The following is a 25,291-nucleotide window of genomic DNA, read 5'->3' as shown; positions in this document are numbered from 1 at the left end:
CGCTCCGTCAGAAGTTGAGACCGAGGTCGACGAAGACCTGGTCGGCGAGTGCTTTGGAGTTGGTCTCCTTAGGTAGGTATCCGGTGTTGATGAACTTCGCGATGCCGGGTTCGAGCTGTTCCTGCAGGTTGCGAGGTGAGGGGTCGAAGGTCAGCGTGCGCAGCACCGGCAGGATGTTCTCGGGCTTGTCGGGAACGTAGTTTCGCGTGGACTCGATGTGCGCGGTCTCCTCGAGATTCGAGCCCACCCAGCGCGATCCCTGCGCCCACGCGTTGACCAGCTTGCTCGCCGTCACCGGGTCCTCCGCCACGAAGTCGTTGTTGAGCGCGACGGCGCAGCACGGATACGCGGAGTTGCGGCTGATGGTGTCGTTGTTGGACAGCTCTTTTGCCCACCCGTCGTGCACGCCCTGGATGATCGGAAGGAATCCGCCCGCGGTGGCGATCGCGTCGACCTTGCCGTCCTGCAGGGCCTTGGGCAGCAGATCTTGTTGGATCACAACCCATTCCACTTCTTTCGCCGCGGGGCTCGAGTTGATTCCGGCGTCGAGTAGATCGAGCGAGAAGAAGTTGGTGGCCGACCCCTGGAGGTCGCTCACGCCGATCTTCTTGCCGCGCAACGCCGCGACCGTCGGGACCGAATTGTCGTTGCGCGCATAGAGATCGAGGCATCCGTGATGCAGACCGCCCGAGAGCTTCACCGGGGTGCCGTTGTAGATGGGGCCGAGGAAGTTGAAGAAGATGCCGTTTGTCGCAATGTATTTGCCCGAGCCGACGGCGGCGGGGAGATCTTCGTTCTCGCCCGCCTTCTTGAGCACGACGTCGAGGCCCGCGTTCTTGAAGAACCCCTTCTCGTAGGCGATGACGAGCGGGGCGTCGCACACACCGCTCGGGGAGGTGAGTGTCAGTTGCTTACCTGCCCACGACTTGGTGACGGTCAGTCCGTCGGCAGGCTTGTCGGCGTTGGCGTCGCTGCGCAGCAACCCCCAGGCGCCGAGGCCACCTGCGGCGACGAGTCCCGCTCCGACCGCGCCGAAGGCGAGGAGTCGACGACGCGACACTGTTGTGCGGCTGTCGATGTCGACGTTCGCGTCGACCAACTCGGGGTTGTCGGCTGTTGGGTTGTTCGCGGGCGTCGCGTCAGTGGGCGCATCGTCGGACATGGGTGGACCTCCGGGTTGTGTGGACTGTGGGCTGTGGACAGTGGGCGGTGAAGCAGAGCAGTGGAGCGCAACTCGCTCAGGTGGTTTCCGTCACCAGTCCGGCGACGGTGATGTCGGGTGTTGCGGCAACAATGTCGGCGGCCGTGGCGATGCCGACCGCATAGCCGTTCTCGACGAGGACGACGAGGGAATGGCCGTCACTTCCGGAGCGGCCGGCGCCGAGACGCGCGGCGACGTCGACGATCGGCTCGTCGATTCCCGCCAGATGTGTTGGGGGAAGCAGGTACTCGCACAGATGTGCGTCGTCGTCGGCGTCGACGAGTGTCGACGCGTCGACCGAGCCGACGATCTCGGCCGCGACCACCTGATCGCCTGCGCGCGGCAGATGTACCGGTAGGGACGGAATGTCGGCGAGTAGCGCGCGCGCCTGCGCGACGGTGGCATTCGACGGGAGTCCTGGATACGCCCGCCTCAGGCGTCGCACGGCTGGCTGCTCGCTCGAGTTCGCCACACCGAATCCCCAACGGCTGACCCAGGTGTCGTTGAAATACTTCGAGAGGTAGTTGCGTCCGGAGTCGGGGATGAGGACGACCACGACGTCGTCGGGACGCAGCGACGTCGCCACCCGTAGCGCGCCCGCGACAGCGAGCGCACCCGAACCGCCGACGAGTAGCCCCTCATGACGGAGGAGTTCTCGCGCGGTGTCGATGGCTTCACGGTCGGTGATCGGCACGAACTCGTCGACGACGTCGGGGTGAAACGACTCGGGCCAGACGTCGTCCACTGTGTCGGGGTGGCGGTAGTGGCCGACGGACTCGATGTAGAAGGCTCGACCTTCGCCCCCGCTGTAGGTGGAACCCAGCGGGTCGGGCGCGATCACGCGGACCGCGCCGTCGGAAACGTGCTTGAGGAACTCGCCGGTTCCGGTGATGGTGCCCCCGGTTCCGACGCCTGCGACGAAATGCGTGACGGCGCCGTCGGTTTGGCCCCAGATCTCAGGGCCCGTGGTCAGCGCGTGCGCGGCGGGGTTGGCGGGATTGTCGTACTGGCCGGCGAGCCACGCACCCGGCGTCGTCGACGCGATGTGCTCAGCGACTGATCGGACGTGCTCGGGATGTCCGATCGGCCGACCACCAGGTGTCACCACGACGCGTGCTCCGAGTCCGCGAAGAAGGCTGATCTTCTCGGCGCTGGTCTTATCGGGGACGACCACGATGATCGAGTACCCGCGCGCGGCGGCGATGATCGCAAGTCCCACTCCGGTATTGCCGGACGTACCCTCGACGATGACACCGTTCGGTTTGAGCTCGCCGGAGCGTTCGGCGGCGAGGACCATCTCGCGTGCTGCCCGATCCTTCACGCTGCCACCGGGATTGAGGTACTCGAGCTTGAGCAGAATGGTGGGAGCGACATTGCGTGCCAGAGCGTTCAGGCGCACGAGCGGTGTGTTGCCGATGGCATCACCGAATCGTAGACTCCGCCGCTGCCCGCCCGGTTCGTCGGCGAATCATCCTCGTGCAGAGCCGGTCTCGCCGCAGAGCTCACGAGCATCTCCCATCGGTCACATGTCCTGGCAGCCGCGCATCGTGGCTGCTGCCGACGTCATGTTTCCCGATCATCAAGCGCGCGAGAAGCTTTGGAATCGGAGCGGTTCTGGTGTTTCTCAGGGTGCGCGAAGAGCGGTCAGCGTCACCGTTCTGCGGTGGCGGAACCCGAGGGACTCGTAGAGTCGTATTGCGTTCTCGTTCAGTCCGTTGGCGCGGAGGAATGGCACGCGCCCGGCGTCGCGGACGCCCGCGGCGACCGCGAGGACCAGTGCGGAGGCGTATCCACGGTTGCGATGATCGGGGTGGACGCAGACCGCACTGATCTCCGACCATCCCGGTGGGCGGAGGCGTTCACCGGCCATGGCAACCAATGCGCCCTCGTGGCGGATGCCCACGTATCCGCCTAACTCGATGGTGCGTCGAAGGAAGGGTCCGGGCCGGGTCAGCTCGACCAGCGCGAGCATCTCGGGGACGTCGTCGAGTGTCAGCTTCTCGATCCGCGGCGATCCGGTGGAAAGCCGCAGGGTCGGGTCGACGTGTTCGCCGGTCATCTGGACGGCGACGTGGCGAGCGACGACCGAGAAACCTGCCTCGGGAGGCCGCGTGAGATCACGGAGGGTGAACTGGACTCCCTCGGGCACCAGCAGGGTGAGATCGTGCCAGTCCTCGGTCGTGATGTCGGGCGGATGGCCGATGAAGCCCGCCACCAGCGGGTGGTACCGCACGATGCGTCCGCTCCGGACCGCGAAGTGGCGATGGCCGTGGGCGAGTGACTGGTTGACGGCGTCGTCGAGGACTCGATCCGTGTCACGCGCGTCGGAAAAGATTGCTGTCATCACACCTCCCGGCAGTGGATGCAGAAGTAGACACCCGATTTACTAGACACCGGGGTGGCCGATGGTGGCAGTCTTAGGCTCACATCGATTTTCACTTTGCGGCGCGAGCGGCACGGTTTGTCTTTATGTGAATTCGACGATCCGGCGTTGATGAGCACCTTCAATCAGAGATTCGATATACTCATGTCGATTCGATAGCGATGTGTGCGCTGTGAGTTGTTGGGGCAACTCGGCGCACAGTCCGTCCGGGGGGATGAACCGTGCGGTCGGCAGTGTGGCGTGTGCGAACACGGCACGCTGGGCTGGTGCAGTGACGCTCATCACGGGCTGATTGCGCCAGCTGGGATAGCTGCCGGGGTTGTCGGATTTCAGCGATGACGAGGGAGGGGACGCCGGAATGGCGACAAAGAAGATAGTCAGGTTCGTCGACGATCTCGATGGTTCTGAATTGGACGAAGCGGTGACCGTGGTTTTCGGTCTCAACGGAAAACAGTACGAGTTCGACACCTCACCTGCGCATGCGAAGGAATTCGCACAATCGCTTCAGAAGTATCTTGCAATTTCTCGCGTTGCGGATGGTTCGGGCAACGGGCACCCGTCCAAGCGGGCGCACCCCAGGACGCAGGCGATCCGCGCCTGGGCACGCGAGAACGGTTACGAGATCAGCAACCGCGGCCGCATCTCGTCGGAGATCGTGTCGGCATTCGAGTGCGCGGTCTGAATTTGCGGCTCGTGTCGCATCGTCGGGACTAACGTGGGGGTCATGGCGACCGATAAGCAAATCCACGAACACATCAACGACCTCATCGCCGAGGAGCACGAACTTCGCACCAAGGTGGGCCGCGGCGACATCACGCCCGACGAGGAGAACTCGCGTCTGTCGCAGATCGAGGTGTCTCTCGATCAGGCCTGGGATCTCTTGCGGCAGCGTCAGGCCAAACGGGATGCCGGCCAGGACCCCGATTCTGCGGCAACAAGGCCGGCCGACGTCGTAGAGAAGTACCTGGACTGAGCGCGAGAAGAGCGTTCGATGGCGAGTTACGAGGACACGTTCGCGCGCAGCGTCGACGATAGGGAGAACTTCTGGCTGCAGGCAGCAGCCGACGTCGAATGGTCGGTTCCGCCGACCGTGGCACTCGACGATTCGGCAGCGCCGATGTACCGCTGGTTCCCCGACGGCCGACTCAACACCTGTTACAACGCGCTGGACCGGCACGTCGCCGCGGGGCACGGTGACCGTCTCGCACTGATCTGGGACTCCGCGATGGTCGACGAGATCCGCGAGTACACCTACGCCGAGCTGCTGGTGGAGGTCTCGCGATTCGCCGACGTGCTGCGCCGCCGGGGTGTCTCGCGCGGCGACCGGGTCATCATCTACATGCCGATGATCCCCGAGGCAGCGATCGCCATGCTCGCCTGCGCGCGGCTCGGTGCAGTGCATTCGGTGGTGTTCGGCGGCTTTGCCGCCCCCGAACTCGCCACACGCATCGACGACGCCGAGCCGGTTGCGATCGTGACCGCATCGGGCGGCCTCGAGCCGGGACGCAGCGTCGAGTATCTGCCGATGGTGGCAAGCGCCCTTGACCTCTCCGACAGCGCTGTCTCGACGGTCATCGTGAAGGATCGCCCGCAGGTGGCGGGTTCTGCCGCCGACCACGGCTCGTCCAGCAATGAAGGGGACTCGTCGAGTAATGAAAGGCGCGACTGGCTCGACTGGGATGCCGAGATGGAGACGGCAGGTCTCACCGAACCCGTCGACGTCGCGGCGACCGACCCGCTCTACATCCTGTACACGTCGGGCACCACGGGAAAGCCCAAAGGCGTTGTGCGCGACAACGGCGGGCACGCTGTCGCACTGACCTGGTCGATGGCCAACATCTACGACATCGATGCAGGCGACATCTGGTGGACGGCGTCGGACGTCGGGTGGGTTGTCGGCCACTCGTACATCGTCTACGCGCCGCTGCTCGTCGGCGCGACGACGGTGATGTACGAGGGCAAACCGGTTGGCACACCTGATGCGGGAGCCTTCTGGCGAGTCATCGCCGAGCATCGGGTCAAGGCACTGTTCACCGCGCCGACCGCGATCCGGGCGATCCGCAAGACCGACCCGGACGCGAAACTTCTTGATCAGTACGACATCTCGTCACTCCGCGCGCTCTTCGTCGCGGGTGAGCGGCTCGACCCCGACACGCTCGCCTGGTCGTCGAACGTGCTCGGTGTGCCGGTGATCGACCATTGGTGGCAGACCGAGACCGGATGGGCGATCGCGGCCAATCTGCGTGGGCTGCAACCGATGCCGGTCAAGGCGGGATCGGCGACTGTCGCCGTCCCCGGCTTCGGAGTCGGTGTCGTCGACGCCGAGGGGAACGTCGTCGATGCGGGCGCCGAAGGCAATATCGTGATCGCACTGCCGTTGCCCCCGGGCACACTGACCGGACTGTGGGGCGACGAAGAGCGTTATCGCAGTTCGTATCTCAACGCCTTCCCCGGCTACTACCTGACCGGCGACTCCGGATACATCGACCACGACGGCTACATCTTCATCCTCGGACGATCCGACGACGTGATCAACGTCGCCGGGCACCGACTGTCGACCGGAAGCATCGAGGCCGTCGTGGCGTCGCATCCGGCGGTCGCCGAATGTGCCGTGATCGGCATCCACGACGACCTCAAGGGTCAGCGGCCGAGTGGCTACGTCGTGCTCAAGTCGGGTGTCGAGATCGAACCCGACACGCTGCGTGACGAGCTGATCGCGAAGGTCCGCGACGAGATCGGGCCGGTGGCGACGTTCCGCGACGTGACCGTGGTTGCCGCGCTACCGAAGACACGGTCGGGCAAGATTCTGCGAAAGACCATGCGGCAGATAGCCGATCATCAGGAGTACGCCGTGCCGTCGACCATCGAGGATCCGGACGTCCTGGCGCGACTCGCGCAACAGATCGGACAGTGACATCACGGACTTCGCGCCCAGGGGCGACGGCTCTATAGATCCGGACGCGCCGGCCGACCGGCCTCTGCACCTGCAGTTCGGAGCGATCGCACTGGTCTTCCTCGGCGGGATCTGCGGAACGGGTCTGCGCTACGTGATCGAGGAGGCATTTCCCACGGTCGGCACGGGATGGCCGTGGGCGACGTTCGCGATCAATGTCAGCGGCGCGTTCGTGCTCGGCGCGTTGCTGGAGTTCTTGGCGCTCGCGGGCCCCGACGACGGCTGGCGTCGCACTGTGCGTGTCTTTGCGGGCACCGGACTCTGCGGGGCCTTCACGACGTATTCCACGTTCGCGCTCGAGACCACCCAACTCGGCCATCACGGCGCGCCCGAAGTGGCGATCGCGTATGCGGTGGTCAGCGTCGTGCTCGGTGTGCTCGGCGCCTGGGCGGGCATCGTCGTGGCGGGAACCGCGGGTCGACGACGTGCGGTGCGACGAGGCGGTGTGTCGTGACGGTGCTGGCGATACTCGTCTCAGGTGCGCTCGGGGCCGTGGCACGCTTCGTCGTCGATGGCGCGATCAAGCGGTGGCGGAATACGACGTTCCCGTGGGCGACGTTGATCATCAACGTGTCCGGCTCGTTGCTGTTGGGTCTGCTCGCGGGGCTGGTGATCTACCACGGGGCGCCGAGTGAGCTGCAGGCCATCGTGGGCACCGGATTCTGCGGCGGCTACACGACTTTCAGCACGGCGAGCGTCGAAACGGTGCGTCTGGCAGAGCGGCGCGCCGGTGGGCTCGCGCTGTGCTATGCGGTGGGCTCGGTGGCGGCGGCCACTGCGGCCTGCGCCGTCGGACTCGCGCTCGCGTGGGCTGTGTGAGGGGTCGGGAAAGAGTCGAGCCCTGCGGCACCGTGGCGCCGCAGGGCTCGTTATTCGTCGAGACTCAGTGTCTCACTTGAGTTCTGCGCTGCTCTTGTTCAACACGCGGCGAGCGATGATGAGCTGCTGGATCTGCTGGGTGCCTTCGAAGATGTCGAGGATCTTCGAGTCGCGGGCCCATTTCTCGAGCAGCAGGCGTTCCGAATATCCAAGTGTGCCAGTCAGTTCGACGGCCTTGTTGGTGACATCGGTGACGGTGCGGCCAGCCTTGGCCTTGGCCATCGACGCCTGTAGTGAGTTGGGTTCCTTGTTGTCGGCCATCCACGTGGCGCGGATCGTCATCAGGTAGGCAGCCTCGAAGTCGGACTCCATCCGGATGAACTCGGCCGCGGCGGCATGCTGGTTCTCGGCGGGCTTGTCGTAGTCGATCTCGATGCCCGCCTCCTCGAGGATGCGACGCAACTCCTCCAGGGCGGCGCGCGCAACACCGATGGCCATACCCGCGACGAGGGGGCGGGTGTTGTCGAAGGTCTGCATGACTCCGCCGAAACCCTTTTTCGTATCCACCTCGGGGCTACCGAGCAGGTTCTCCTTGGGGATGCGGCAGTTCTCGAAGCGGATCACCGCGGTGTCGGAGACGCGGATACCGAGCTTGTGCTCGAGCCGCACCACCTCGACGCCCGGATGCTCACGCGGCACCACGAAGCTCTTGATGGCCGCACGCCCGAGGCTGCGGTCGACGCTGGCCCACACCACGATGTGGGTGGCGCGCGAACCGGACGTCACGAAGATCTTCTCGCCGTTGATGACGTACTCGTCGCCGTCGAGTGTGGCGGTGGCGGTCACCGCGGCCGAATCGGAGCCGAAGCTGGGCTCGGTGATGGCCATGGCGGCCCACACCTTGCCGAAGCGCTTGAGCTGCTCGTCGGTCGCGACAGCGGCGATGGCCGAGTTGCCCAGTCCCTGGTACGGCATCGACAACGTCAAACCGACGTCGCCCCAGCATGTTTCGATGACGTTCATCACCGACTGCATGTTGCCGCCGTTGATATTCGCGCCCTCGCGCTCCGGCTTGGCCTTCTTCTCCTGGCTTCGTCCGCCGTCGGCACCGGCACCGGCCTGACCGGTCTCGGCGAGACCGTCGTACAGGCTTGCGAGAGTGTCGAGTTCGACCGGGTAGGAGTGCTCGGCGAGGTCGTACTTGCGCGAGATGGGGCGGAAGATCTCGGCCGCGGCCTGGTGGGCCTGGTCGATCGTGGTGTTCAGCTTCCGGGGGAGTTCCAGATTGATTGCCATGTCAGTTGCTTTCTCGGTGGGTCTCGTCGTCGGAAGAAGTCGCCGTCAGAGGACGACGATGCCCTCGCCGATGCCTGCGCCGCGCAGGTCGCGGTACCAACGCTCGACCGGGTGCTCCTTGGTGAAGCCGTGGCCACCGAGCAACTGCACGCCGTCGAGTCCGATCTGTAGTCCCTTGACGATGGTCAGCTTGCGTGCGAGTGCCGATTCGCGGGCAAACGACAGACCCTGCTCGGCCCGCGATGCGCCGCGCAGTGTGACCAGGCGGATGCCGTCGAGTTCGGTGGCGATGTTGGCAACCATGAAGGCGACGGCCTGACGGTTGGAGATCGGCTCGCCGAATGCCTCACGCTCGTTGACGTAGGGGATCACGTAGTCGAGGACGGCCCTGCCGGTTCCGGCGGCAAGCGCCGACCAACCGAGGCGCGACAGACGTACGACGTCGCGGTAGGCCGCGAGGGCTGCCTCGCCGGTCTCTTCGCCGAGGAGCGCGCTCTCGGGGACGGCAACGTCTTGCAGCAGTAGGCGACCCATGCCCGCGGCGCGCACACCCATGCCCGGATCTGCCTCGACGATCAGTCCCTCGGAATCGGATTCGACGATGAACAGCGCGGGCCGGCCGTCGAGCTGGGCTCCGACGATGAACAGTTCCGACGATCCCGCAGCGGGCACGAACGACTTCACGCCGTTGAGTCGGTAGCCGCTCGGCACCCGAGTTGCCTTGGTCTGCAACGAGAATGCGTCGAACAGAGCGCGCGGCTCCGCGATGACGACGGACGACTGCGGCACGTTCTCGCCTGCGAAGTCGGGCAGGTAGGTCTTCTGCTGACTGTCGCTACCGAAGTTGGTGAGGGTGGTGGCGACGCCGCTCGGTGCGAGGAGCGGAAGGGCTAGTCCCATGTCGCCGTAAGCCATTGCCTCGGCAACCAGGGCGTTGGTGACGACGCCACGCTCGGACGCCGCGCCGTCGAACTGCTCGGGCACGTTGATCATCGTGATGCCGAGTTCGGCGGAGCGCTTGACGATGTCTTCAGGTGCGCTCGCGGCGGCGTCGGCATCGTAGGCTGCGGGGCGCAGGATCTCCTCGGCGAATTCCTTCACCGTTTCGGCGATCATCTGCTGCTCGTCGTCGGGGTTGAGGTTGAAGTAGTCCTTCGGTGTGGTGCTCAGTCGTGCCGCGCCACCCGAGCCGCCCTGCACCTTCTTGAACGCGCGGTTGGCTGCGCCGAGGGTCTGGAAGCCGGTCTTGGTCGCCTGGTAGGCGATTCGGTTGATGGGCTCACGGATCTGGTACTTCTCCGCGAAGTCGGAGCCGGTGACCGTCGTGAGCACACGCATCGCGGTGCCGATGGCATTGCGCTTGTGCGGGTTCTTGCCGACCGCAGAGGTGTCGCGGGGTTCGGTGTGAGTCGTCATGACAACCATTTCTCTTCGCACGGGTGCTTGGACTGCGCGTGAGCAGTATCTTACTCGGTAGTAAGTACAAACCTTACTACTCGGTAAGGAGATTGTCACGCGCTCGTCGAACGTCGTGTTCTCATCGCCGGTTTAGGCTGGTCACGTGTCAACCGATCGCACCGACCTCCCGGGTCCATACACAGCGGCACCGTCGGGTGCGGGTGGCCGACGGGTCGGACCGGCGATGGTGGTCGCGGTCGGTGGGGCAGCGCTGCTCACCGCGATCGTGTGGCCGCTGGGATCGGTTGATCACGGCCGCGACCTCTGTGTCTTCCGCGCGCTCACGGGTCTGCCGTGTCCGGGGTGCGGACTGACGCGCAGTTGGGTGCACCTCATGCATGGCGACGTGGGCGGGGCGTTCACCTACAACGTATTCGGACCGTTGACGCTGGTGGCGACCGTGATCGCCGTCGCCGCCGGAGTCTGGTGTCTCGTCGCAGGTCCGGGAGCGTTGAAGCGGCTCCGGCTACGTCGAGCGCTGCCGGTGTTGGTGGTGGTGCTCGGGTTGTGGCTGGTCTACGGCGTCGCTCGCATCGTCGACGCTGCTGCGGGCTGGGGTGTGTTCCCAGCGGTTGTGTGATCCGGGGTTCGGCTGGACCAATGCGTAAACCCGTGCGGGAGAGCACAGTGGACGCATGGAGATCACCCACTTCGGCCATTCCTGCATGCTCGTCGAATTGGAGGGGACTCGTATCCTCTTCGACCCGGGCACCCTTGCGCACGGCTTCGAAGGGCTGACCGGACTCGACGCGATCCTGATCACCCATCAACATCCTGATCACTGCGACGTCGCGCGGCTGCCGAATCTGGTCGGTGAGAACCCTCAGGCGATCCGTATCGCCGACCCGCAGACCGCCGCACAACTCAACTCCGACGATGCGGCAGGGGAGTGGACTGCGGCACTCGCGGGCGGCCAGGTCGGTGTCGGCGCGGTGACCGCGCGATTCACCGGAGGGCGTCACGCCGTGATCCACCCCGAGATCCCCGTCGTCGACAACGTTGCGTATGTGCTCGGAACATCAACGGCTCCAGGGCGTTTCATGCATCCCGGTGATTCGTTCTACATTCCGTTCGAGCAGATCGACGTGCTCGCGCTGCCCTCGGCGGCGCCGTGGATGAAACTCAGCGAGTCGGTCGACTACCTGCGCGCGATGGCGCCGCGGGTCGCCGTCCCGATCCACCAGGCTGTGCTCTCCGACGCGGGTACCGGTGTTCACTACTCGCGGCTGACCGAGATGAAAGATCCCGGCACCGAGTTCGTCGTGCTCGATGAGGAGTCGGGAACGCAGGTCTGACGAAGGCTGTCCCGGCTCATGCAGGAGGTGCGAAGAACTCCAGCGCGATGTTGTCGGGGTCGCGGAACGAGATGCCGGACCCATAGTGTGCGTGCTTGATATCGCTGTGCGCGACGCCGAGTTCGTCCAAGCGCACCAACCAGTCGTCGAGCTCCGCACGACTGACGGCGAAGGCGATGTGGTCGAGTCCCGTCCGGTGTTCGTCGAAGCTTCCCGACGCCGCCGAGCCGGTGTGCGTGTGCAGTCCGAAGAGGGTTCCGCCATCGAGTGCGAACACCGCGTGATGGAACTCGCCCGACTCCTCATCCTCGTCGAGCACTGGCGCGGCGTCGAACAGAGCCGAGTACCAACGAGTGCTGGCGTCGAGGTCGGTGACGGTGATGGCCACGTGGGTCAGTGCGGGAAAGCCGGGCATCGCGAATCTCCTGGGGCGTCGGGTCTTACACGCACACGCTAGAAGCTGTCGCCCGTCGCCACGCCGGGATTTCGCAGGGACTATCCGAGCGGACAGGTAGGTCGGGCGCGGCGCTACGGCTACCCCTCGAGGGCGGTGAGCACCTCGTCGTGGAGGAGTCCGTTGGTCGCGACCGCGCTGCCGCCGCCGGGGCCGGGCGAGCCGTCGAGCGAGGTGAAGCGCCCGCCTGCTTCGCGGACCAGCACGTCGAGCGGGGCGAGATCCCACAGCGACACCTCGGGTTCTGCCGCGATGTCGACCGCGCCCTCGGCGACGAGGCAGTAGTTGAGGAAGTCGCCGTAGCCGCGCACTCGCCAGACACGGTCGGTGAGGTCGATGAACTTGTCGCGGACGCCGCGGTCGGCCCAGCCGGACAGGCTCGAGAAGGTCAGGCTCGACGACGCGAGGTCGGCGACCTGCGAGACCGTGATCTGGCGCGCGTCGCCGTGATCGAACGCGACAAACGCCCCGTGGCCGGCGGCGGCCCACCACCGGCGGCTCAACGCAGGCGCCGACACCACGCCGACCACCGGCACGCCGTCGACCAGCAAAGCGATCAGCGTGGCCCAGATCGGGACGCCGCGCACGAAGTTCTTGGTGCCATCGATGGGGTCGACGACCCATTGCCGACCGGTCAGGATCGCGTCGCCGCCGAACTCTTCGCCGAGGACCTCGTCGTCGGGGAACACGGCCGCCAGACGTTCGCGGATCATCCGCTCGCAGGCGAGGTCGGCGTCGGAGACCGGGGTGAGGTCGGGTTTGGCGTCGACCTCGAGGTCGATCGCGCCGAAGCGCCCCATTGTCAGCGTGTCGGCGGACTCTGCGAGAGAGAGCGCGAAATCGAGGTCGGCGGTGGCGTCGGAACCGGGCGTCGGAAGCACCCGGTCAGCGTAGCGCTTGGCTGCGTCGCGAAAACGGTCGACCGATGGCTGCCACGATGACCGTCGACGCTGCGTTCGCAGCCCGAAATGCCCGGTCGTGTCGGTAGGGTTGAGGCCATGTTGACCGTCATTCTCGTCATTTTGCTCGTCGTCGCCGTGATCGCGATGATCATGCGTTTTCGCGGACAGCGAATCGGCGGATTCGGTGGCAACACGGCGGGCTACGCGCAGGGGACCCTGACGGTCACCGGCGTGAGTGATCAGGGCGAGCCCGACAGCAAGGGGCAAGCGTTCTGCACCATCTCCGGAACGATCAACGGTCCGGGAACCAACCCGACCGAGGTGTACGGAACGATGATCCTCGCGGTAGGCGAGCCGTGGCCGCAGATCGGATCCGAACATGCCGTCGTCTACAAACCGGGCAAGACCGCGACGACGTGGAGTTTCGGCCAACTGCCTCCTATGCAGGCTCCCGACGCCCCGCCCTCGGTACCGCCGTCGGCGTGAGGAGTGGGGGCACATCGGCGATCAGCAGTCGGTACCCTGGTAAACCGTGCATCCTGACGTAGCAACCGATCTCGAATCCCTCGACTCGACCCTGACGACCGTCGAGAAAGTCCTCGACGTCGAGGAGTTGCGCCGGAGGATCGACGAGCTCGAGATGCAGGCGTCCGACCCTGATCTGTGGAACGACCAAGACCACGCGCAGAAGGTGACGAGCGAACTCTCGCACGCCCAGGCGGAGCTGCGTCGCGTCACCGAGTTGCGGCAGCGACTCGACGACATGCCCGTCCACTACGAACTCGCGGAGTCCGAAGAGGGTGAGGCACGCACATCTGCGCTTGCCGACGCCGACGCCGAGCGCGAATCCCTGCGCAGCGACATCCAGGCCATGGAGGTCAAGACCATGCTCGCCGGCGAGTACGACTCGCGCGATGCCGTGGTCAACATCAGGTCGGGCGCCGGCGGCGTCGACGCCGCTGATTGGGCCCAGATGTTGATGCGCATGTACATCCGCTGGGCGGAGAAGCACGGCTACGGCGTCGAGGTCTACGACACCTCCTACGCAGAAGAAGCGGGTCTGAAGTCGGCGACGTTCGCGGTCAAGTCGCCCTACATGTACGGCACGCTGTCGGTGGAGCAGGGCACGCACCGCTTGGTCCGCATCAGCCCGTTCGACAACCAGGGTCGTCGCCAAACCTCGTTCGCCGAGGTCGAGGTACTGCCCGTCGTCGAGACCACCGACCACATCGACGTCGACGAGAACGACGTGAAGGTCGACGTCTACCGGTCGTCGGGTCCGGGCGGTCAGTCGGTCAACACCACCGACTCCGCGGTCCGGTTGACCCACATCCCGACCGGCATCGTGGTGACCTGTCAGAACGAGAAGAGTCAGCTGCAGAACAAGGCGTCGGCGATGCGGGTGCTGCAGGCCAAGCTCCTCGCGCGCAAGCAGCAGGAGGAACGCGCCGAGCTCGACGCGCTGAAGGGCGACGGCGGATCGAGCTGGGGCAACCAGATGCGCTCCTACGTGCTGCACCCCTATCAGATGGTCAAGGATCTGCGGACCAACGTCGAAAACAACAACCCGACCACGGTTCTCGACGGCGACATCGATGAGTTCATCGAGGCCGGCATCCGCTGGCGGATGGCTGATGCCGATGCGTGAGGTCTTCGCGCAGGCAGGGTCGTCGGTGCTGGCGCGGGCCGACCTCACCACCCTTGCCTTCGCACCCGGTGCGACGGAGTCGGTGATCGGGCGCTTCTATCGGTGGATGGCCACCAACGGCCTCGAGATCGTCATCTGGATCCTCGGCGGCATCCTCGTCGTGCGGTTCATCCGCTGGTCGGCGCAGAAGTTCAACGACCGCATCGAGGCCAAGTTCCACGACAGTGATCTGATCGTGCAGAGCGAGGACTCCAAACACCGTCGCGCGATGATCGATGTGGTGTCGTGGACGCTCGTTGTCGTCGTCGGCATCATCGTGTTCCTGCACATCCTCACCGTGTTCAAGGTTCCGCTGTCAGGATTGGTCGGCCCGACCGCCGTGGTCGGTGCCGCCCTCGGTTTCGGCGCCCAGCGGGTGGTCCAAGACATCCTCGCGGGATTCTTCGTGGTCGCCGAACGGCAGTACGGCTACGGCGACGTCGTGGCTTTGACCGTCACCGGCAATGGTGAGGCCGAGGGAACCGTCGAGGACGTGACCTTGCGCATCACGCGGCTGCGCACGTCCGAGGGCGAGGTCATCACCGTCCCCAACGGCCAGGTCATCAAGACCACCAACCGCTCGAAGGATTGGGCGAGAGCTGTCGTCGACGTTCCGGTTCCCGCCGACTCCGACATCGGGGTGGTCAACGAGGTTCTCTCCGAGGTCGGCCAGCGGTTCTACAACGATCCGTACTGGCACGACCTGCTCCTCGACGCCCCGTCGCCGCTCGGTGTGACGAACCTCGAACTCGATTCGATGACCGTCCGAATGGTGACCAGGACACTTCCGGGTAAACAGTTCGAGGTCAGTCGCGCGCTGCGCGCATGGATTGTGCGCGCGTTGGCTCGTCGCGGTATCAACGTCGCTTCCGGTAAAGAGGTGCAGGCCGGGTCAGCGCCGCCGAGCGGTCATGCCGAGGCCGATGCACAAGCATCGTCGGGGGGTGACAAGTGATGGTTCATCGTCATGACGGCCCCGACCACGCCGCGAGTCGCTCCGACGACGACGCCGCGAAGGCAGCGGCCGAGGAGGTCGTCGCCAAGATCGAGCAGGCAGAAGCCGCCGCCGACAAGCAGGAAAACGCCAAGGACAACGGCAACAGCAACGGCGACGCGAAAGCCGACTCGGACGCGAAAAGCGACTCGGACGCCGATCGCACGGCGGCCCCGATCCCGCCATCGGACGAGATCGGCGATCCACACAGTCTGCGCCATCGACGCGACTGGCATCACATTCCGCACACCCGGGTCCGGACCAGTACGGCGATCGTGTCGGTGCTCTTCATCGTGTGCGTCATTGTCTACGGCTACACCTCGCAGCGATACGGAATCGTCGACGCTCCTGCGCCCCAACCGACTCATCACCGCACGTCGGTCGAGACGACTCCGGAGACCACGTACTCGACGCCGTCCTCGTCGTATCCCTCGACGTCGGTGCCGTCGGGCATCTCGGGGGAGTCGGAGAATCCGAGCGAAGAGCCCGGTCAGGGAGGCGCCGTTCCGGGCACCCAGAGTGGGCAACCGACCACGACCGGTGGCAACGGCTTCTCGGACTTCTTCAACAACCGGAACAACCAGCAGGAGACGACGGCTGTCCCGTCGCGCTGACCGGGCGGGTCGGCGCGCGGGTGCGCACCTGAACAGACCTCTCAGGCGTCACCGTTACACTCTGTTGTCGTGATCAAGCTGGAGAACGTGACGATGAAGTACAAGGCATCCAGCCGACCCGCCCTCACCGACCTCGATCTCGAGGTCGACAAGGGCGAGTTCGCGTTCCTCATCGGCCCCTCTGGTTCTGGCAAGTCGACGTTCTTCCGGCTGCTGCTCAAAGAGGATCGGCCGACGAAGGGTGAGGTGTACGTCGGCGACTTACACGTGAACCGCCTTCGCGGACGCACGGTGCCCAAGCTGCGGCAATCCATCGGATGTGTGTTCCAGGACTTCCGGTTGCTGCAGCAGAAGTCGGTGGCCGACAACGTGGCGTTTGCGCTCGAGGTGATCGGCAAGCAGCCGTCGACCATTCGCCGTGTCGTACCTGAGGTCCTCGAGTACGTGGGTCTCGAGGGCAAGCAGGACCGTATGCCCTACGAGCTGTCGGGCGGTGAGATGCAGCGTGTCGCCATCGCGCGGGCGATCGTCAACCGGCCACTGGTCCTGCTCGCCGACGAACCCACGGGCAACCTCGATCCGGAGACCAGCGAGGAGATCGTCGACGTGCTCGACCGCGTCAACCGGCGCGGAACAACCGTCGTCATGGCGACGCACGATCGGCACATCGTCGACGCGATGCGACGTCGGGTACTCGAGTTCGACAACGGCAGACTCGTCCGCAACGACGCACAGGGCGTGTACGGCATCGGCTGACCGTCGGCTCAGGTGAGCGCGATCGCGCGCCACCGACCATGTCGACGCCCGTCAGTCCGCGTACCACCAGCCCGCGTACTCCACAGACCAAAGGACGTGTAGCACCAGCATGCGAGCGAACTTCATCATCCGCGAGGTCTTCAACGGTCTCCGCCGCAACGTCACGATGACGGTCGCGATGATCCTCACCACTGCCATCACTCTCGGCATGCTCGGTGGCGGATTGTTGGTCATCCAGATGGCGAACAAGAGTCAGAAGATCTTCCTCGACCGTGTCGAGATGCAGTTCTACATCAACGACGACGTCAGTGCGGCCGACCCGGATTGCCAGAAAGCACCCTGTTCGACGCTGCGCACCGACCTCGAGAACGAGCCGGGAGTGGGCTCGGTGACCTACGTCAGCAAGGCTGACGCGTACAAGGCGGCGAAAGCGGCGTTCGAGCAGAGCGCACCGGAGATCGCCGACATGATCTCGCCCGATGCCAACCCCGCGTCGCTCAAGGTTCGGATGAGTGACGCCAACCAGTTCGGCGCGGTGCTCGACAAATACGCCGACCGGAAGGATCTCGGCGTCGATGGCGTTCTAGACCAGCGAGAGCTGGTGAAACGTATCTTCAGCGTGCTCGACGGGGTGCGCAACGCGGCGTTCGCGGTGGCCGCGGTCCTTGCGGTGGCGGCGATCCTGTTGATCGTCAACACGGTTCAGGTCGCGGCGTTCACCCGGCGGACGGAAGTGTCGATCATGCGGTTGGTCGGTGCGACCCGCTGGTACACGCAGCTGCCGTTTCTGTTGGAGGCCGTGTTCTCGGCCTTCATCGGTTCGTTGCTGGCGATCGGCGGCCTTTTCGCGGCGAAGGTGTTCTTCTTCGACAAGGCGTTGAACGACCTCTACGGCGTCAACATCCTGGCCAGGATCACCGCGGGCGACGTGCTGTTCGTGTCGCCGTGGCTGATCCTTGCCGGAATTGTGTTGGCAGGCGCGACGGCATATGTCACGCTGCGTGTCTATGTTCGTGAGTGAGGCTCGAAGCGCGGGCTTGTCGACGACAGGGAAAGGAGGTGGAAAGTGGCGAAGGAAAAGGGACGGAACGTGATCGCGTCGAACCGTAAGGCGCGCCACGACTACACCATCCTGGACACCTACGAGGCCGGTGTCGCTCTGGTTGGGACCGAGGTCAAGAGTCTTCGGGAGGGCAAGGCGTCGTTGGTCGACGCATTCGCCACCATCGACGACGGCGAGGTGTGGCTGCGTGGCCTGAACATCGCCGAGTACGGTCGCGGTTCGTGGACGAACCACACACCGCTGCGTAAGCGCAAGCTGCTCATGCATCGGAGCGAGATCGACAATCTGATCGGCAAGATCCGCGACGGCAACCTGACCTTGGTGCCTTTATCGCTCTACTTCAACGACGGCAAGGTCAAGGTCGAGTTGGCGCTTGCTCGGGGTAAGCAGGCGCACGACAAACGCCACGACATTGCTCGACGCACCGCGCAGCGCGAGGTCGAACGCGAGCTGGGTCGTCGGGTCAAGGGCATGTGACCACGACGTCGTCGTATCGTCGAACACGTTTCTCGGTGGTTGCCGCGCTGGTGGCGGTGATCGCCGCGTTGGCGGCTGTCGCGTGTACGCCGCAGCAGGAGGGTCGGATCGGCGGTGATGGGCCAGCGATCCCCGGGCTTGCGGCGGTTCCCCCGATGGGGTGGAACAGTTGGAACACCTTCGGATGTGGGATCACCGAGCAGATCGTCCGTGCGCAGGCTGACGCGCTCGTGTCGTCGGGGCTGCGCGATGCCGGCTACAAGTATGTGATCGTCGACGACTGCTGGGCCGCGCCACAGCGCGACGCCTCGGGCAGGCTGCAGGCTGATCCTGTGCGATTCCCTTCCGGGATGGCCGCACTTGGTGCCTACCTTCATGAGCGGGGCCTGCTCTTCGGTATCTACTCCGGCGCGCGGGACAAGACCTGCACGCAGTATCAGGGCACGTATCCAGGGGCGACGGGCAGCGGTGGTCACGAGGTGATCGACGCTCAGACGTTCGCCGGGTGGGGCGTCGACTATCTCAAGTACGACTGGTGTTCGTCGAATACGTCCCACGACGATCAGGTTTCGTCGTTCACAGCGATGCGAAATGCGTTGCGCGACACAGGCCGTCGCATCGTGTTTGCGATCAATCCCAACAGTGGCTACGCCGGATCGGTACCCGGTGCCCAATTCGATTGGGGCGGAACGGCAACGACGACCCGTGTGACCAACGACGTCACACCCGCGTGGTCGACCGCGAATGGGCCGTCGGGGTATCAGGGCATCGTCAACATCGTCGACGTCGCCGGGCCGCTGACCGCGCGGGTGAAGCCGGGGTCGTTCATCGACCCGGACATGCTCGTCGTCGGATCTCCTGGGCTCACAGCGGCGGAGCAGCGTACGCAGATGTCGATGTGGTCGATGATGGCTGCACCTCTGATTGCAGGCAACGACCTGACGAACATGTCGCAGCAGACGCTCGACGCGTTGCGCAACGCGGCAATCATCGCGATCGACCAGGACTCGCGAGTCGTCGCAGGCGCGATGGTCGACGACGATCCCGAGGTGTGGTCGCGCGCGATCGGCGACAAGGGTCTGGTCATCTCGCTTACCAACCGTTCCGATCATGCTCGGACGCTGTCGGTGTCGTTGGGGAGCGTCGGACTCGTGGGTGATGCGTCGGTCACCGGTGTCGACGCGTGGACCGGGCGTTCGTTCACGGCGCAGCACGGTGAGTTGTCGGTGCCGGTTGGGGTGCACGACACGGCTGTCCTCGAGATTCGCTGAGTGCGATCGTCGCCGGGTCACGTCGACGACTCGGGGGTATCTCGGGACGGTCGTTAGCATCCCAATCTGGTTTCGACTGACGATGAGCGGCGTGCCGAGTCTGGAAGGTTGCTGTGAGCGACGGTAAACATGCCGGGTGATCACGAGGGGACTACCACAACCGGAACATCAGCCACAGGCATCACAACTGTCACAGTCGGAGTGCACGCTACGACCGCGCGAGGCGTCGAGTTGGCGTCGACGCGGTACGTCGATCGTCGCCACGTTGCTGGCCGTTGTCGCAGCGACAGCGGGGGCGGTGCTCACGGGTACCACCGTCGCGGCTCCTGCGTCGGCGGCGGTAGTGCGCATCGATCGGGTCGACGACCAACTGTCGATCGTCTACGTGTACTCGCCGTCGATGCGCAAGGTGATCCCCAATCAGGTATTGCGACCGCGAGGCGAGGGCTCGGCACCGGTCTTCTATCTGCTCAACGGACGATCGGGCGGCGTCGAGGGTGATAGTTGGCTCAAGCAGACCGACCACCGATCGTTCTTCGCAGGCAAGAATGTGACAGTGGTATCGCCGCTGGGTGGGCCGTACGCCTGGTACGCCGACTGGCAGCGGCCGGACCCCGCGCTCGGGGTCAACAAGTGGGAGACCTACCTGCTGCGGGAACTGCCAGGTGCCATCGTGGGCCCGTTGCGCGCGAACGGCCGCAATGCGATCGCCGGGCTATCCCTCTCCGGTGGTCCCGCGCTCGACATCGCCGGGCGGGGTGGATCGCTCTATCGCGCGGCGGCGTCGTACAGCGGTTGCCCTGCCATCAGTGCGCCGCCCGCGACCGCAGGCGTCTTCGCCACGACATCGATAGGCGGTGGCAACGCGCTGAATATGTTCGGACCTCCCGGATCGCCCGCGTGGATTGATCACGACCCGTCGCGGAATCCTGCACGACTGCGGGGAAAGGCAATTTATCTGGGCGCGGCGTCGGGGTTGCCGGGACGAACCGACGGTGCTCCCCTCGGCGCACCGTCGTTGCTGGCCGGACCCGCCGAGGTGGAGATGGGGACTCATTGGTGTACCGACCAGATGGCTGCCGCTCTCAATGGGGCGGGGATACCGCACACGTACCGTGTGTTCGATCAGGGCGCGCACACATGGTCGTTGTTCGCCACTGAGATGCGTGACAGTTGGCGGGTCATCGGACCAGCGCTCGGCGCGTGACAGATGGGCGGCGCGCGGCAGTGATCAGGGGCGAACAGAAAAGGGAATGAACCGCGTGCCGTGGGTTGTTATAGTGGAGCTTCCGCCGGTTTCCGGTGGAACCATCTCGGGGCTGATCGGTTTCGACTACGTGCGTCGAGGTGGGGGAAGCGTGTCGGTGCAGGCCAGAGACCACCGTTAAGCGTCGCGGCAACCAATTAAGCGCCGATAAGAATCAGCGCGACTACGCACTCGCTGCCTGACAGCGACTGCGTGTCTGTTGGCCCGGGTTTTGCTCCCTTGCCCGGTGCCGGCATCATCTCAGGGAGCTCACTGTCCACTCCGGTCGCGGGAGTGAACGGGACATCTCACAGCGACTGGGATCGTCCTCTCGGCTTGTTCGCGTGACCGAGAGATCCGAGTAGAGATATAGCGGACTGCACACGGAGAAGCCCTACCGAAGCGACGGAGGACCCGGGTTCAATTCCCGGCAGCTCCACGAAAGCCTCCCACCTGTTTACGCAGGTGGGAGGTTTTTTTGTGCGGTGCCCTCGCCGTACATGGTGAGCCAGAACGATCGAGCCATTGCCGAGGCGAACGCGCGGTCGTAGCCGTCGTCGGCGAGTTGCATGACGTCGGAGAAGCCTGCCTGCATGCCCACCACGATGAATCGAGCCGTCTGATCGGGCTCGATGTCGGGGGATGCGATTCCCGCGGCCTGCTCGGTGCGGATTCGTTCGGCGATATCGGCCGTGTAGTTCTGCAGGCCTCGTCGGAAGTTGTCGCCGAAGCGGGTGTCGGTGCTCGTCGTCTCCAGATACGCACGCCAGATCACACGGTAGCGGCGTGCGGAGGCGAAGAGTTCGACGATGACGTCGGCCAGCGCCTCCGGACGTGCCTGCGACGGTTCCTTCCAGTAGCGGTCGGCCGTCGCGACGAACTCGGCGAGCAGTGGAGTGGTGAGCTGCAGAATGAGCGCGGTCTTGTCGGGGAACCACTGATAGAACGTCGATCGGGAGACCTCGGCGACCTCGAGGATGCGTTCGACGGGGATGTCGGCGTAGTGCTCACCGGTTTCCAGAATTGCCGATGTCGCATCGAGGATTCTGCTCTCCGACATCGTTTTCCGCCTACCCGCCCTTGGCATGCGCACACGGTACCGCGTGGAACAGGTAGGCGATGCCCGGTGTGCAGCGCGCAACGGATTTCCGCGATAACCGGTGAAATCAGCTGTCATCGGCAAGTGCGCGACCGACGATGTCGAGCGCTGAACGCTGCCACAGTGAGACGTGGTCGAGCATCGCGTGCCGCCCACCCGGCACCGAGACGAACGTGGCGTCGTAACCGGCGTCGCGCAGTTCGGCGATGCCTTCGACGGTACGTCGTGGTGATGTGAGGGTGTCGGCGTCGCCGTGGATGGCGCGCACGCGCACGCCTCGACGGATATGGCGCCAGTCGCGATGCTGCCACCAGGGGGCCAGCGCGAGTATGTCGGCGACCCGTGGGTCGGCGCCGAGGTGTGCCGCCACGCGCCCGCCCATCGAGTGTCCGATGAGGACGACGGGAACGTCGGGGTTGTCGCGAGTGATCGAATCGAGCGCTGCCCGCGCATACGGAAGGGGGCTTGCCTGGCCGCCGTTCCATCCGTACACGCGGTAGCGGACCTGCCGTACGTCGACGGCGCTGCCGAACCTCGCGCGTATCGACCACGTGAATGGGTACATCCTCAGCGCTGTTCCCTGGGTCGCTCGGAACGGGCGGTAGCTGTTGTCGGTCCCACCGGGCAGGACGAGCACATTCAGTCGCGGGGTCATCGACTCCAGCATGACGCCGGTGGAACAAGGGACTGACGGCGGCGCCGGGTTTCGGGCACAATCTAGGACTATGGCTTCCCCACGTGCCGGCACTCCGGCTCAGCCCGAAGACCTCATCGACGTCGACGCCGTCGTCGGCGCCTATTACGACAAGGTGCCCGATCCGGACGATCCCGGGCAACGGGTCGTCTTCGGTACCTCGGGGCACAGGGGGTCGAGCCTCGACTCCGCGTTCAATGAAGCGCACATCCTCGCGATCACCCAGGCGATCGTCGAGTATCGCGCAGGCGCGGGTATCACCGGCCCGTTGTTCATCGGATTCGATACGCACGCACTGTCGGTTCCGGCGTGGAAGTCCGCACTTGAAGTTCTGGTGGCCAACGGGGTGACCGTCTATACCGCCGAAGGCGACACCTACACGCCGACCCCCGCTGTCAGTCGCGCGATCCTCGCGTTCAATGCTGCCAATCCCGGTGTGCAATCAGACGGCATCGTCGTCACCCCATCACACAACCCGCCGCGTGACGGCGGCTTCAAATACGATCCGCCGACAGGTGGCCCCGCCGATACGACGATCACATCGTGGGTCGCCAACCGTGCCAACGAATTGCTGACGGCGAAACTCGATGGGGTCAAACGCATTCCGTTCGAAAAAGCCCGACGCGACGAATTGGTACACGACTATTCGTTCGTCATGAATTACACCGACGGCCTGGCATCGGTCGTCGACCTCGAGGCGATCCGCAAGGCGGGGATTCAGTTCGGTGCCGACCCACTCGGTGGTGCGTCAGTCGGCTATTGGGCCGCCATCGGGTTCCGGTACAACCTCGACAAGCTCACCGTCGTGAATCCGACTGTGGACCCGACGTTTTCATTCATGACGCTCGACACGGACGGTCAGATCCGGATGGACTGTTCGTCGCCGGACGCGATGGCCTCGCTCATCGAGTCGCGTGATTCCTACGACATCGCCACGGGTAACGACACCGACGCCGACCGTCACGGCATCGTCACCCCCGACGGCGGGTTGATGAACCCCAATCACTATCTGGCAGTTGCGATCGACTACCTGTACACGCATCGGTCGAACTGGTCGCCTGACGCCGCGGTCGGGAAGACTCTGGTGAGTTCGAGTCTCATCGACCGGGTCGTTGCGGGCATCGGCAGGAAGCTCATCGAGGTGCCGGTGGGGTTCAAATGGTTCGTCGACGGCCTGCTCGACGGCAGCATCGCGTTCGGCGGCGAAGAGAGTGCAGGCGCGTCGTTTCTCACGTTCGACGGTGGTCCGTGGTCGACCGACAAGGACGGCATCATCATGGCGCTGCTGGCGTCGGAGATCCTCGCGGTCACCGGCAAGACGCCGTCGGAGCGCTACCGCGAGCTGGCTGCGGAGTACGGCGAATCCGCTTATGCCAGAACGGATGCGCCCGCCACCCGCGAACAGAAGGCGGTGCTTGCGAATCTTTCCGCTGATCAGATCACTGCCACCGATCTCGCCGGCGACCCGATCACCGCGGTCATGACGAAAGCGCCGGGCAACGATGCGCCGATCGGCGGTGTGAAGGTCACCACCGCAGACGCCTGGTTTGCCGCGCGGCCGTCGGGTACCGAAGACAAGTACAAGATCTATGCCGAATCGTTCAAGGGCGTCGAGCACCTCGCGAGGGTGCAGGAGCAGGCGCAGGAGGTCGTCGACGCCGCCCTGTCGTGACTCGACGGAGCTTGTCATGACTCGACGGTGCTGTGGCGGATCACCGGTGCGTTAGGCTCGCCCGTGGTGCCACGCTGCTGACCGGTGTTGCGCACCCGCTCCGCAGGAGGGCACGGCGACCACACGAAGGATGATCTGTGACTGACAGGCGCAAGCCACCCGCATCGACGTCGAAACACCAACCTCGCTCGACGTCGAGCACGTCGACGTATGTGTTGTTGGGAATCGCGGTAGTGGTGGTGATCGCTCTGGTCGTCGGCGGCGTGCTGTGGAACCGCAACCGCGACCACGGGGGGACAGCGAACGAGCAGGTCCTCAACTCCAACGCCGCGTTGATCATCGGAGCTCCCGACGCGAAGACGACGATCGACGTCTTCGAGGACTTCATGTGCCCGGTGTGCAAGCAGTTCGAGGAGCAGTCGGGTCAGGCGATTGTGAGCGCCGTCGATGGGGGCAGGCTTCGAGTTCGCTACCACATGTTGAACTTCCTCAACCGCCAGTCGGCGTCGGGCAGCTACTCGAGTCGTGCGGCGGGCGCTCTGCAATGTGTTGGCGCAGGGGAGAATAAAGAGGTCTTCTTCAAGTTCCACACCGCGCTGTTCGCGGATCAGCCGAAGGAAGGTGGCCACTCCGATAAGTCGAACTCTGACCTGGCGAAGGTCGCGGCCGAGCAGGGCGCCAACGCAGTGACGCAGAAATGCATCGCCGATGGGTCCAAGGTCGCCGAGGGGGAGAAGGCGGCAGAAGAGTCAGAGAATCAGCTGGCCAAGGCCACAGGGGGACAGGTCGCCACACCGACGGTGCTCTCCGGCGGCGTGCCTGTGGACGGGATTCTCAACGGAACCGGATGGCTCGACTCGCTGCTCGGCAAAGCGAGTGAATAGTCGTTCTCGGTAGTCGCTGGAACGGTCGTGGATCTCACAGACCCAGATCTCACACACGTAGATCTCAAACACG

At 64.9% G+C, this 25,291-nt stretch carries 27 protein-coding genes and 1 other RNA gene; 19 read left to right on the top strand and 9 right to left on the bottom strand.

Annotation, left to right across the window (positions count from 1 at the left end):
• Positions 1–7: 7 nt before the first annotated feature.
• The 3 genes from GOSPT_RS04910 to GOSPT_RS04900 all read right to left on the bottom strand — a co-directional run bounded on the left by GOSPT_RS04910 (position 8) and on the right by GOSPT_RS04900 (position 3,545).
• Positions 8–1,162 carry an ABC transporter substrate-binding protein gene (locus GOSPT_RS04910; protein ID WP_005203622.1) on the bottom strand — a complete coding sequence of 385 codons (1,155 nt, stop codon included), beginning with the start codon at positions 1,160–1,162 and terminating at the stop codon, positions 8–10.
• A 76-nt stretch (positions 1,163–1,238) separates the two neighbouring features.
• Positions 1,239–2,600 (bottom strand): PLP-dependent cysteine synthase family protein, encoded by a 1,362-nt coding sequence (locus tag GOSPT_RS04905; RefSeq protein WP_005203620.1) that lies wholly within the window; start codon positions 2,598–2,600, stop codon positions 1,239–1,241.
• 225 nt (positions 2,601–2,825) lie between these two features.
• Complete coding sequence (locus tag GOSPT_RS04900) at positions 2,826–3,545, bottom strand: GNAT family N-acetyltransferase (RefSeq protein WP_005203618.1); 720 nt, start codon at positions 3,543–3,545, stop codon at positions 2,826–2,828.
• Positions 3,546–3,942: 397 nt separating this feature from the next.
• Here GOSPT_RS04900 and GOSPT_RS04890 point away from each other — a divergent pair, with 397 nt between their 5' ends.
• From GOSPT_RS04890 to crcB (GOSPT_RS04870), 5 genes are read left to right on the top strand one after another with little or no spacing between them, the layout of a single operon-like run.
• The gene (locus GOSPT_RS04890) at positions 3,943–4,266 is read left to right on the top strand and encodes a histone-like nucleoid-structuring protein Lsr2 (protein WP_005203615.1); all 324 of its coding nucleotides are present in this window, start codon (positions 3,943–3,945) and stop codon (positions 4,264–4,266) included.
• Positions 4,267–4,308: 42 nt separating this feature from the next.
• Entirely contained in the window at positions 4,309–4,557 is a 249-nt protein-coding gene (locus GOSPT_RS04885; protein ID WP_005203613.1) for a DUF2630 family protein, read from the top strand.
• An 18-nt stretch (positions 4,558–4,575) separates the two neighbouring features.
• Positions 4,576–6,498 carry a propionyl-CoA synthetase gene (locus tag GOSPT_RS04880; protein ID WP_005203611.1) on the top strand — a complete coding sequence of 641 codons (1,923 nt, stop codon included), beginning with the start codon at positions 4,576–4,578 and terminating at the stop codon, positions 6,496–6,498.
• Between the two features lies 1 nt (position 6,499).
• Positions 6,500–6,991 (top strand): fluoride efflux transporter CrcB, encoded by a 492-nt coding sequence (crcB, locus tag GOSPT_RS04875; protein ID WP_039854778.1) that lies wholly within the window; start codon positions 6,500–6,502, stop codon positions 6,989–6,991.
• Positions 6,988–7,356 carry a fluoride efflux transporter CrcB gene (crcB, locus tag GOSPT_RS04870; protein WP_005203607.1) on the top strand — a complete coding sequence of 123 codons (369 nt, stop codon included), beginning with the start codon at positions 6,988–6,990 and terminating at the stop codon, positions 7,354–7,356. Before crcB (GOSPT_RS04875) ends, crcB (GOSPT_RS04870) begins: the two co-directional genes overlap by 4 nt.
• A gap of 72 nt (positions 7,357–7,428) precedes the next feature.
• Here crcB (GOSPT_RS04870) and GOSPT_RS04865 read toward each other — a convergent pair whose 3' ends face one another.
• Together GOSPT_RS04865 and GOSPT_RS04860 are read right to left on the bottom strand one after the other, a co-directional pair.
• Positions 7,429–8,652 (bottom strand): acyl-CoA dehydrogenase family protein, encoded by a 1,224-nt coding sequence (locus tag GOSPT_RS04865; RefSeq protein ID WP_005203606.1) that lies wholly within the window; start codon positions 8,650–8,652, stop codon positions 7,429–7,431.
• A gap of 45 nt (positions 8,653–8,697) precedes the next feature.
• A complete protein-coding gene (locus GOSPT_RS04860) occupies positions 8,698–10,068 on the bottom strand; it encodes an acyl-CoA dehydrogenase family protein (protein WP_005203603.1) in 1,371 nt (456 codons plus the stop codon).
• Positions 10,069–10,213: 145 nt separating this feature from the next.
• Here GOSPT_RS04860 and GOSPT_RS04855 point away from each other — a divergent pair, with 145 nt between their 5' ends.
• Both GOSPT_RS04855 and GOSPT_RS04850 read left to right on the top strand, forming a co-directional pair.
• Positions 10,214–10,690 carry a DUF2752 domain-containing protein gene (locus tag GOSPT_RS04855; RefSeq protein WP_005203602.1) on the top strand — a complete coding sequence of 159 codons (477 nt, stop codon included), beginning with the start codon at positions 10,214–10,216 and terminating at the stop codon, positions 10,688–10,690.
• 55 nt (positions 10,691–10,745) lie between these two features.
• Complete coding sequence (locus GOSPT_RS04850) at positions 10,746–11,405, top strand: MBL fold metallo-hydrolase (RefSeq protein ID WP_005203599.1); 660 nt, start codon at positions 10,746–10,748, stop codon at positions 11,403–11,405.
• Between the two features lie 16 nt (positions 11,406–11,421).
• Here the strand turns inward: GOSPT_RS04850 and GOSPT_RS04845 are convergent, their stop codons facing one another.
• Together GOSPT_RS04845 and hisN are read right to left on the bottom strand one after the other, a co-directional pair.
• Complete coding sequence (locus GOSPT_RS04845; protein ID WP_005203596.1) at positions 11,422–11,820, bottom strand: VOC family protein; 399 nt, start codon at positions 11,818–11,820, stop codon at positions 11,422–11,424.
• A gap of 119 nt (positions 11,821–11,939) precedes the next feature.
• Positions 11,940–12,740, bottom strand: a complete 801-nt coding sequence (hisN, locus tag GOSPT_RS04840) for a histidinol-phosphatase (protein WP_005203594.1) — start codon at positions 12,738–12,740, stop codon at positions 11,940–11,942.
• 117 nt (positions 12,741–12,857) lie between these two features.
• Between hisN and GOSPT_RS04835 the strand changes: the two genes are divergently transcribed.
• From GOSPT_RS04835 to ssrA, 10 genes are all read left to right on the top strand, one after another.
• Entirely contained in the window at positions 12,858–13,247 is a 390-nt protein-coding gene (locus GOSPT_RS04835) for a hypothetical protein (protein ID WP_005203593.1), read from the top strand.
• 46 nt (positions 13,248–13,293) lie between these two features.
• Complete coding sequence (prfB, locus tag GOSPT_RS04830) at positions 13,294–14,409, top strand: peptide chain release factor 2 (protein ID WP_005203591.1); 1,116 nt, start codon at positions 13,294–13,296, stop codon at positions 14,407–14,409.
• Positions 14,402–15,403, top strand: a complete 1,002-nt coding sequence (locus GOSPT_RS04825; RefSeq protein WP_005203589.1) for a mechanosensitive ion channel family protein — start codon at positions 14,402–14,404, stop codon at positions 15,401–15,403. The genes prfB and GOSPT_RS04825 overlap by 8 nt, the downstream gene beginning before the upstream one ends.
• Positions 15,403–16,056, top strand: a complete 654-nt coding sequence (locus GOSPT_RS04820) for a hypothetical protein (RefSeq protein WP_005203587.1) — start codon at positions 15,403–15,405, stop codon at positions 16,054–16,056. Before GOSPT_RS04825 ends, GOSPT_RS04820 begins: the two co-directional genes overlap by 1 nt.
• A 69-nt stretch (positions 16,057–16,125) precedes the next feature.
• A complete protein-coding gene (gene ftsE, locus GOSPT_RS04815) occupies positions 16,126–16,812 on the top strand; it encodes a cell division ATP-binding protein FtsE (RefSeq protein ID WP_005203585.1) in 687 nt (228 codons plus the stop codon).
• Positions 16,813–16,921: 109 nt separating this feature from the next.
• On the top strand, positions 16,922–17,833 hold the full coding sequence (gene ftsX / locus GOSPT_RS04810) for a permease-like cell division protein FtsX (RefSeq protein WP_005203583.1): 912 nt from the start codon (positions 16,922–16,924) through the stop codon (positions 17,831–17,833).
• 45 nt (positions 17,834–17,878) lie between these two features.
• Entirely contained in the window at positions 17,879–18,352 is a 474-nt protein-coding gene (smpB, locus tag GOSPT_RS04805; protein ID WP_005203581.1) for an SsrA-binding protein SmpB, read from the top strand.
• A 50-nt stretch (positions 18,353–18,402) separates the two neighbouring features.
• Entirely contained in the window at positions 18,403–19,623 is a 1,221-nt protein-coding gene (locus tag GOSPT_RS04800; RefSeq protein WP_005203579.1) for a glycoside hydrolase family 27 protein, read from the top strand.
• 136 nt (positions 19,624–19,759) lie between these two features.
• Complete coding sequence (locus GOSPT_RS04795) at positions 19,760–20,830, top strand: alpha/beta hydrolase (protein ID WP_005203577.1); 1,071 nt, start codon at positions 19,760–19,762, stop codon at positions 20,828–20,830.
• A gap of 108 nt (positions 20,831–20,938) precedes the next feature.
• Positions 20,939–21,311, top strand: a transfer-messenger RNA (tmRNA) gene (gene ssrA, locus GOSPT_RS23035).
• 15 nt (positions 21,312–21,326) lie between these two features.
• On the opposite strand, the gene GOSPT_RS04790 is transcribed toward ssrA, so the two are convergent.
• Entirely contained in the window at positions 21,327–21,929 is a 603-nt protein-coding gene (locus tag GOSPT_RS04790; RefSeq protein WP_005203576.1) for a TetR/AcrR family transcriptional regulator, read from the bottom strand.
• A 106-nt stretch (positions 21,930–22,035) separates the two neighbouring features.
• Positions 22,036–22,623, bottom strand: coding sequence for an alpha/beta fold hydrolase domain-containing protein (locus GOSPT_RS04785; protein WP_005203574.1), 588 nt, complete (start codon positions 22,621–22,623; stop codon positions 22,036–22,038).
• Positions 22,624–22,693: 70 nt separating this feature from the next.
• On the opposite strand from GOSPT_RS04785, the gene pgm reads away from it, so the two are divergent.
• The gene (gene pgm, locus GOSPT_RS04780) at positions 22,694–24,334 is read left to right on the top strand and encodes a phosphoglucomutase (alpha-D-glucose-1,6-bisphosphate-dependent) (protein ID WP_005203572.1); all 1,641 of its coding nucleotides are present in this window, start codon (positions 22,694–22,696) and stop codon (positions 24,332–24,334) included.
• 137 nt (positions 24,335–24,471) lie between these two features.
• The gene (locus GOSPT_RS04775) at positions 24,472–25,218 is read left to right on the top strand and encodes a DsbA family protein (RefSeq protein ID WP_039854772.1); all 747 of its coding nucleotides are present in this window, start codon (positions 24,472–24,474) and stop codon (positions 25,216–25,218) included.
• The last annotated feature ends 73 nt before the right edge of the window (positions 25,219–25,291 follow it).

This window comes from Gordonia sputi NBRC 100414, from assembly GCF_000248055.1.
Taxonomy (GTDB): Bacteria; Actinomycetota; Actinomycetes; order Mycobacteriales; family Mycobacteriaceae; genus Gordonia; species Gordonia sputi.
The sequence above is the reverse complement of the archived record's forward strand: the minus strand, read 5'-3'. Positions and strand labels throughout refer to the sequence as shown.

What these genes read in the sequence shown, in the direction of transcription:
- GOSPT_RS04900 (WP_005203618.1), bottom strand. Translation starts at nt 3,545, where the DNA reads ATGACAGCAATCTTTTCCGACGCGCGTGACACGGATCGAGTCCTCGAC.
- GOSPT_RS04880 (WP_005203611.1), top strand. Translation starts at nt 4,576, where the DNA reads ATGGCGAGTTACGAGGACACGTTCGCGCGCAGCGTCGACGATAGGGAG.
- GOSPT_RS04835 (WP_005203593.1), top strand. Translation starts at nt 12,858, where the DNA reads ATGTTGACCGTCATTCTCGTCATTTTGCTCGTCGTCGCCGTGATCGCG.
- GOSPT_RS04865 (WP_005203606.1), bottom strand. Translation starts at nt 8,652, where the DNA reads ATGGCAATCAATCTGGAACTCCCCCGGAAGCTGAACACCACGATCGAC.
- GOSPT_RS04890 (WP_005203615.1), top strand. Translation starts at nt 3,943, where the DNA reads ATGGCGACAAAGAAGATAGTCAGGTTCGTCGACGATCTCGATGGTTCT.
- GOSPT_RS04785 (WP_005203574.1), bottom strand. Translation starts at nt 22,623, where the DNA reads ATGACCCCGCGACTGAATGTGCTCGTCCTGCCCGGTGGGACCGACAAC.
- ftsX (WP_005203583.1), top strand. Translation starts at nt 16,922, where the DNA reads ATGCGAGCGAACTTCATCATCCGCGAGGTCTTCAACGGTCTCCGCCGC.
- GOSPT_RS04845 (WP_005203596.1), bottom strand. Translation starts at nt 11,820, where the DNA reads ATGCCCGGCTTTCCCGCACTGACCCACGTGGCCATCACCGTCACCGAC.
- GOSPT_RS04790 (WP_005203576.1), bottom strand. Translation starts at nt 21,929, where the DNA reads ATGTCGGAGAGCAGAATCCTCGATGCGACATCGGCAATTCTGGAAACC.
- pgm (WP_005203572.1), top strand. Translation starts at nt 22,694, where the DNA reads ATGGCTTCCCCACGTGCCGGCACTCCGGCTCAGCCCGAAGACCTCATC.
- GOSPT_RS04850 (WP_005203599.1), top strand. Translation starts at nt 10,746, where the DNA reads ATGGAGATCACCCACTTCGGCCATTCCTGCATGCTCGTCGAATTGGAG.
- GOSPT_RS04825 (WP_005203589.1), top strand. Translation starts at nt 14,402, where the DNA reads ATGCGTGAGGTCTTCGCGCAGGCAGGGTCGTCGGTGCTGGCGCGGGCC.
- GOSPT_RS04860 (WP_005203603.1), bottom strand. Translation starts at nt 10,068, where the DNA reads ATGACGACTCACACCGAACCCCGCGACACCTCTGCGGTCGGCAAGAAC.
- GOSPT_RS04820 (WP_005203587.1), top strand. Translation starts at nt 15,403, where the DNA reads ATGGTTCATCGTCATGACGGCCCCGACCACGCCGCGAGTCGCTCCGAC.
- GOSPT_RS04910 (WP_005203622.1), bottom strand. Translation starts at nt 1,162, where the DNA reads ATGTCCGACGATGCGCCCACTGACGCGACGCCCGCGAACAACCCAACA.
- GOSPT_RS04885 (WP_005203613.1), top strand. Translation starts at nt 4,309, where the DNA reads ATGGCGACCGATAAGCAAATCCACGAACACATCAACGACCTCATCGCC.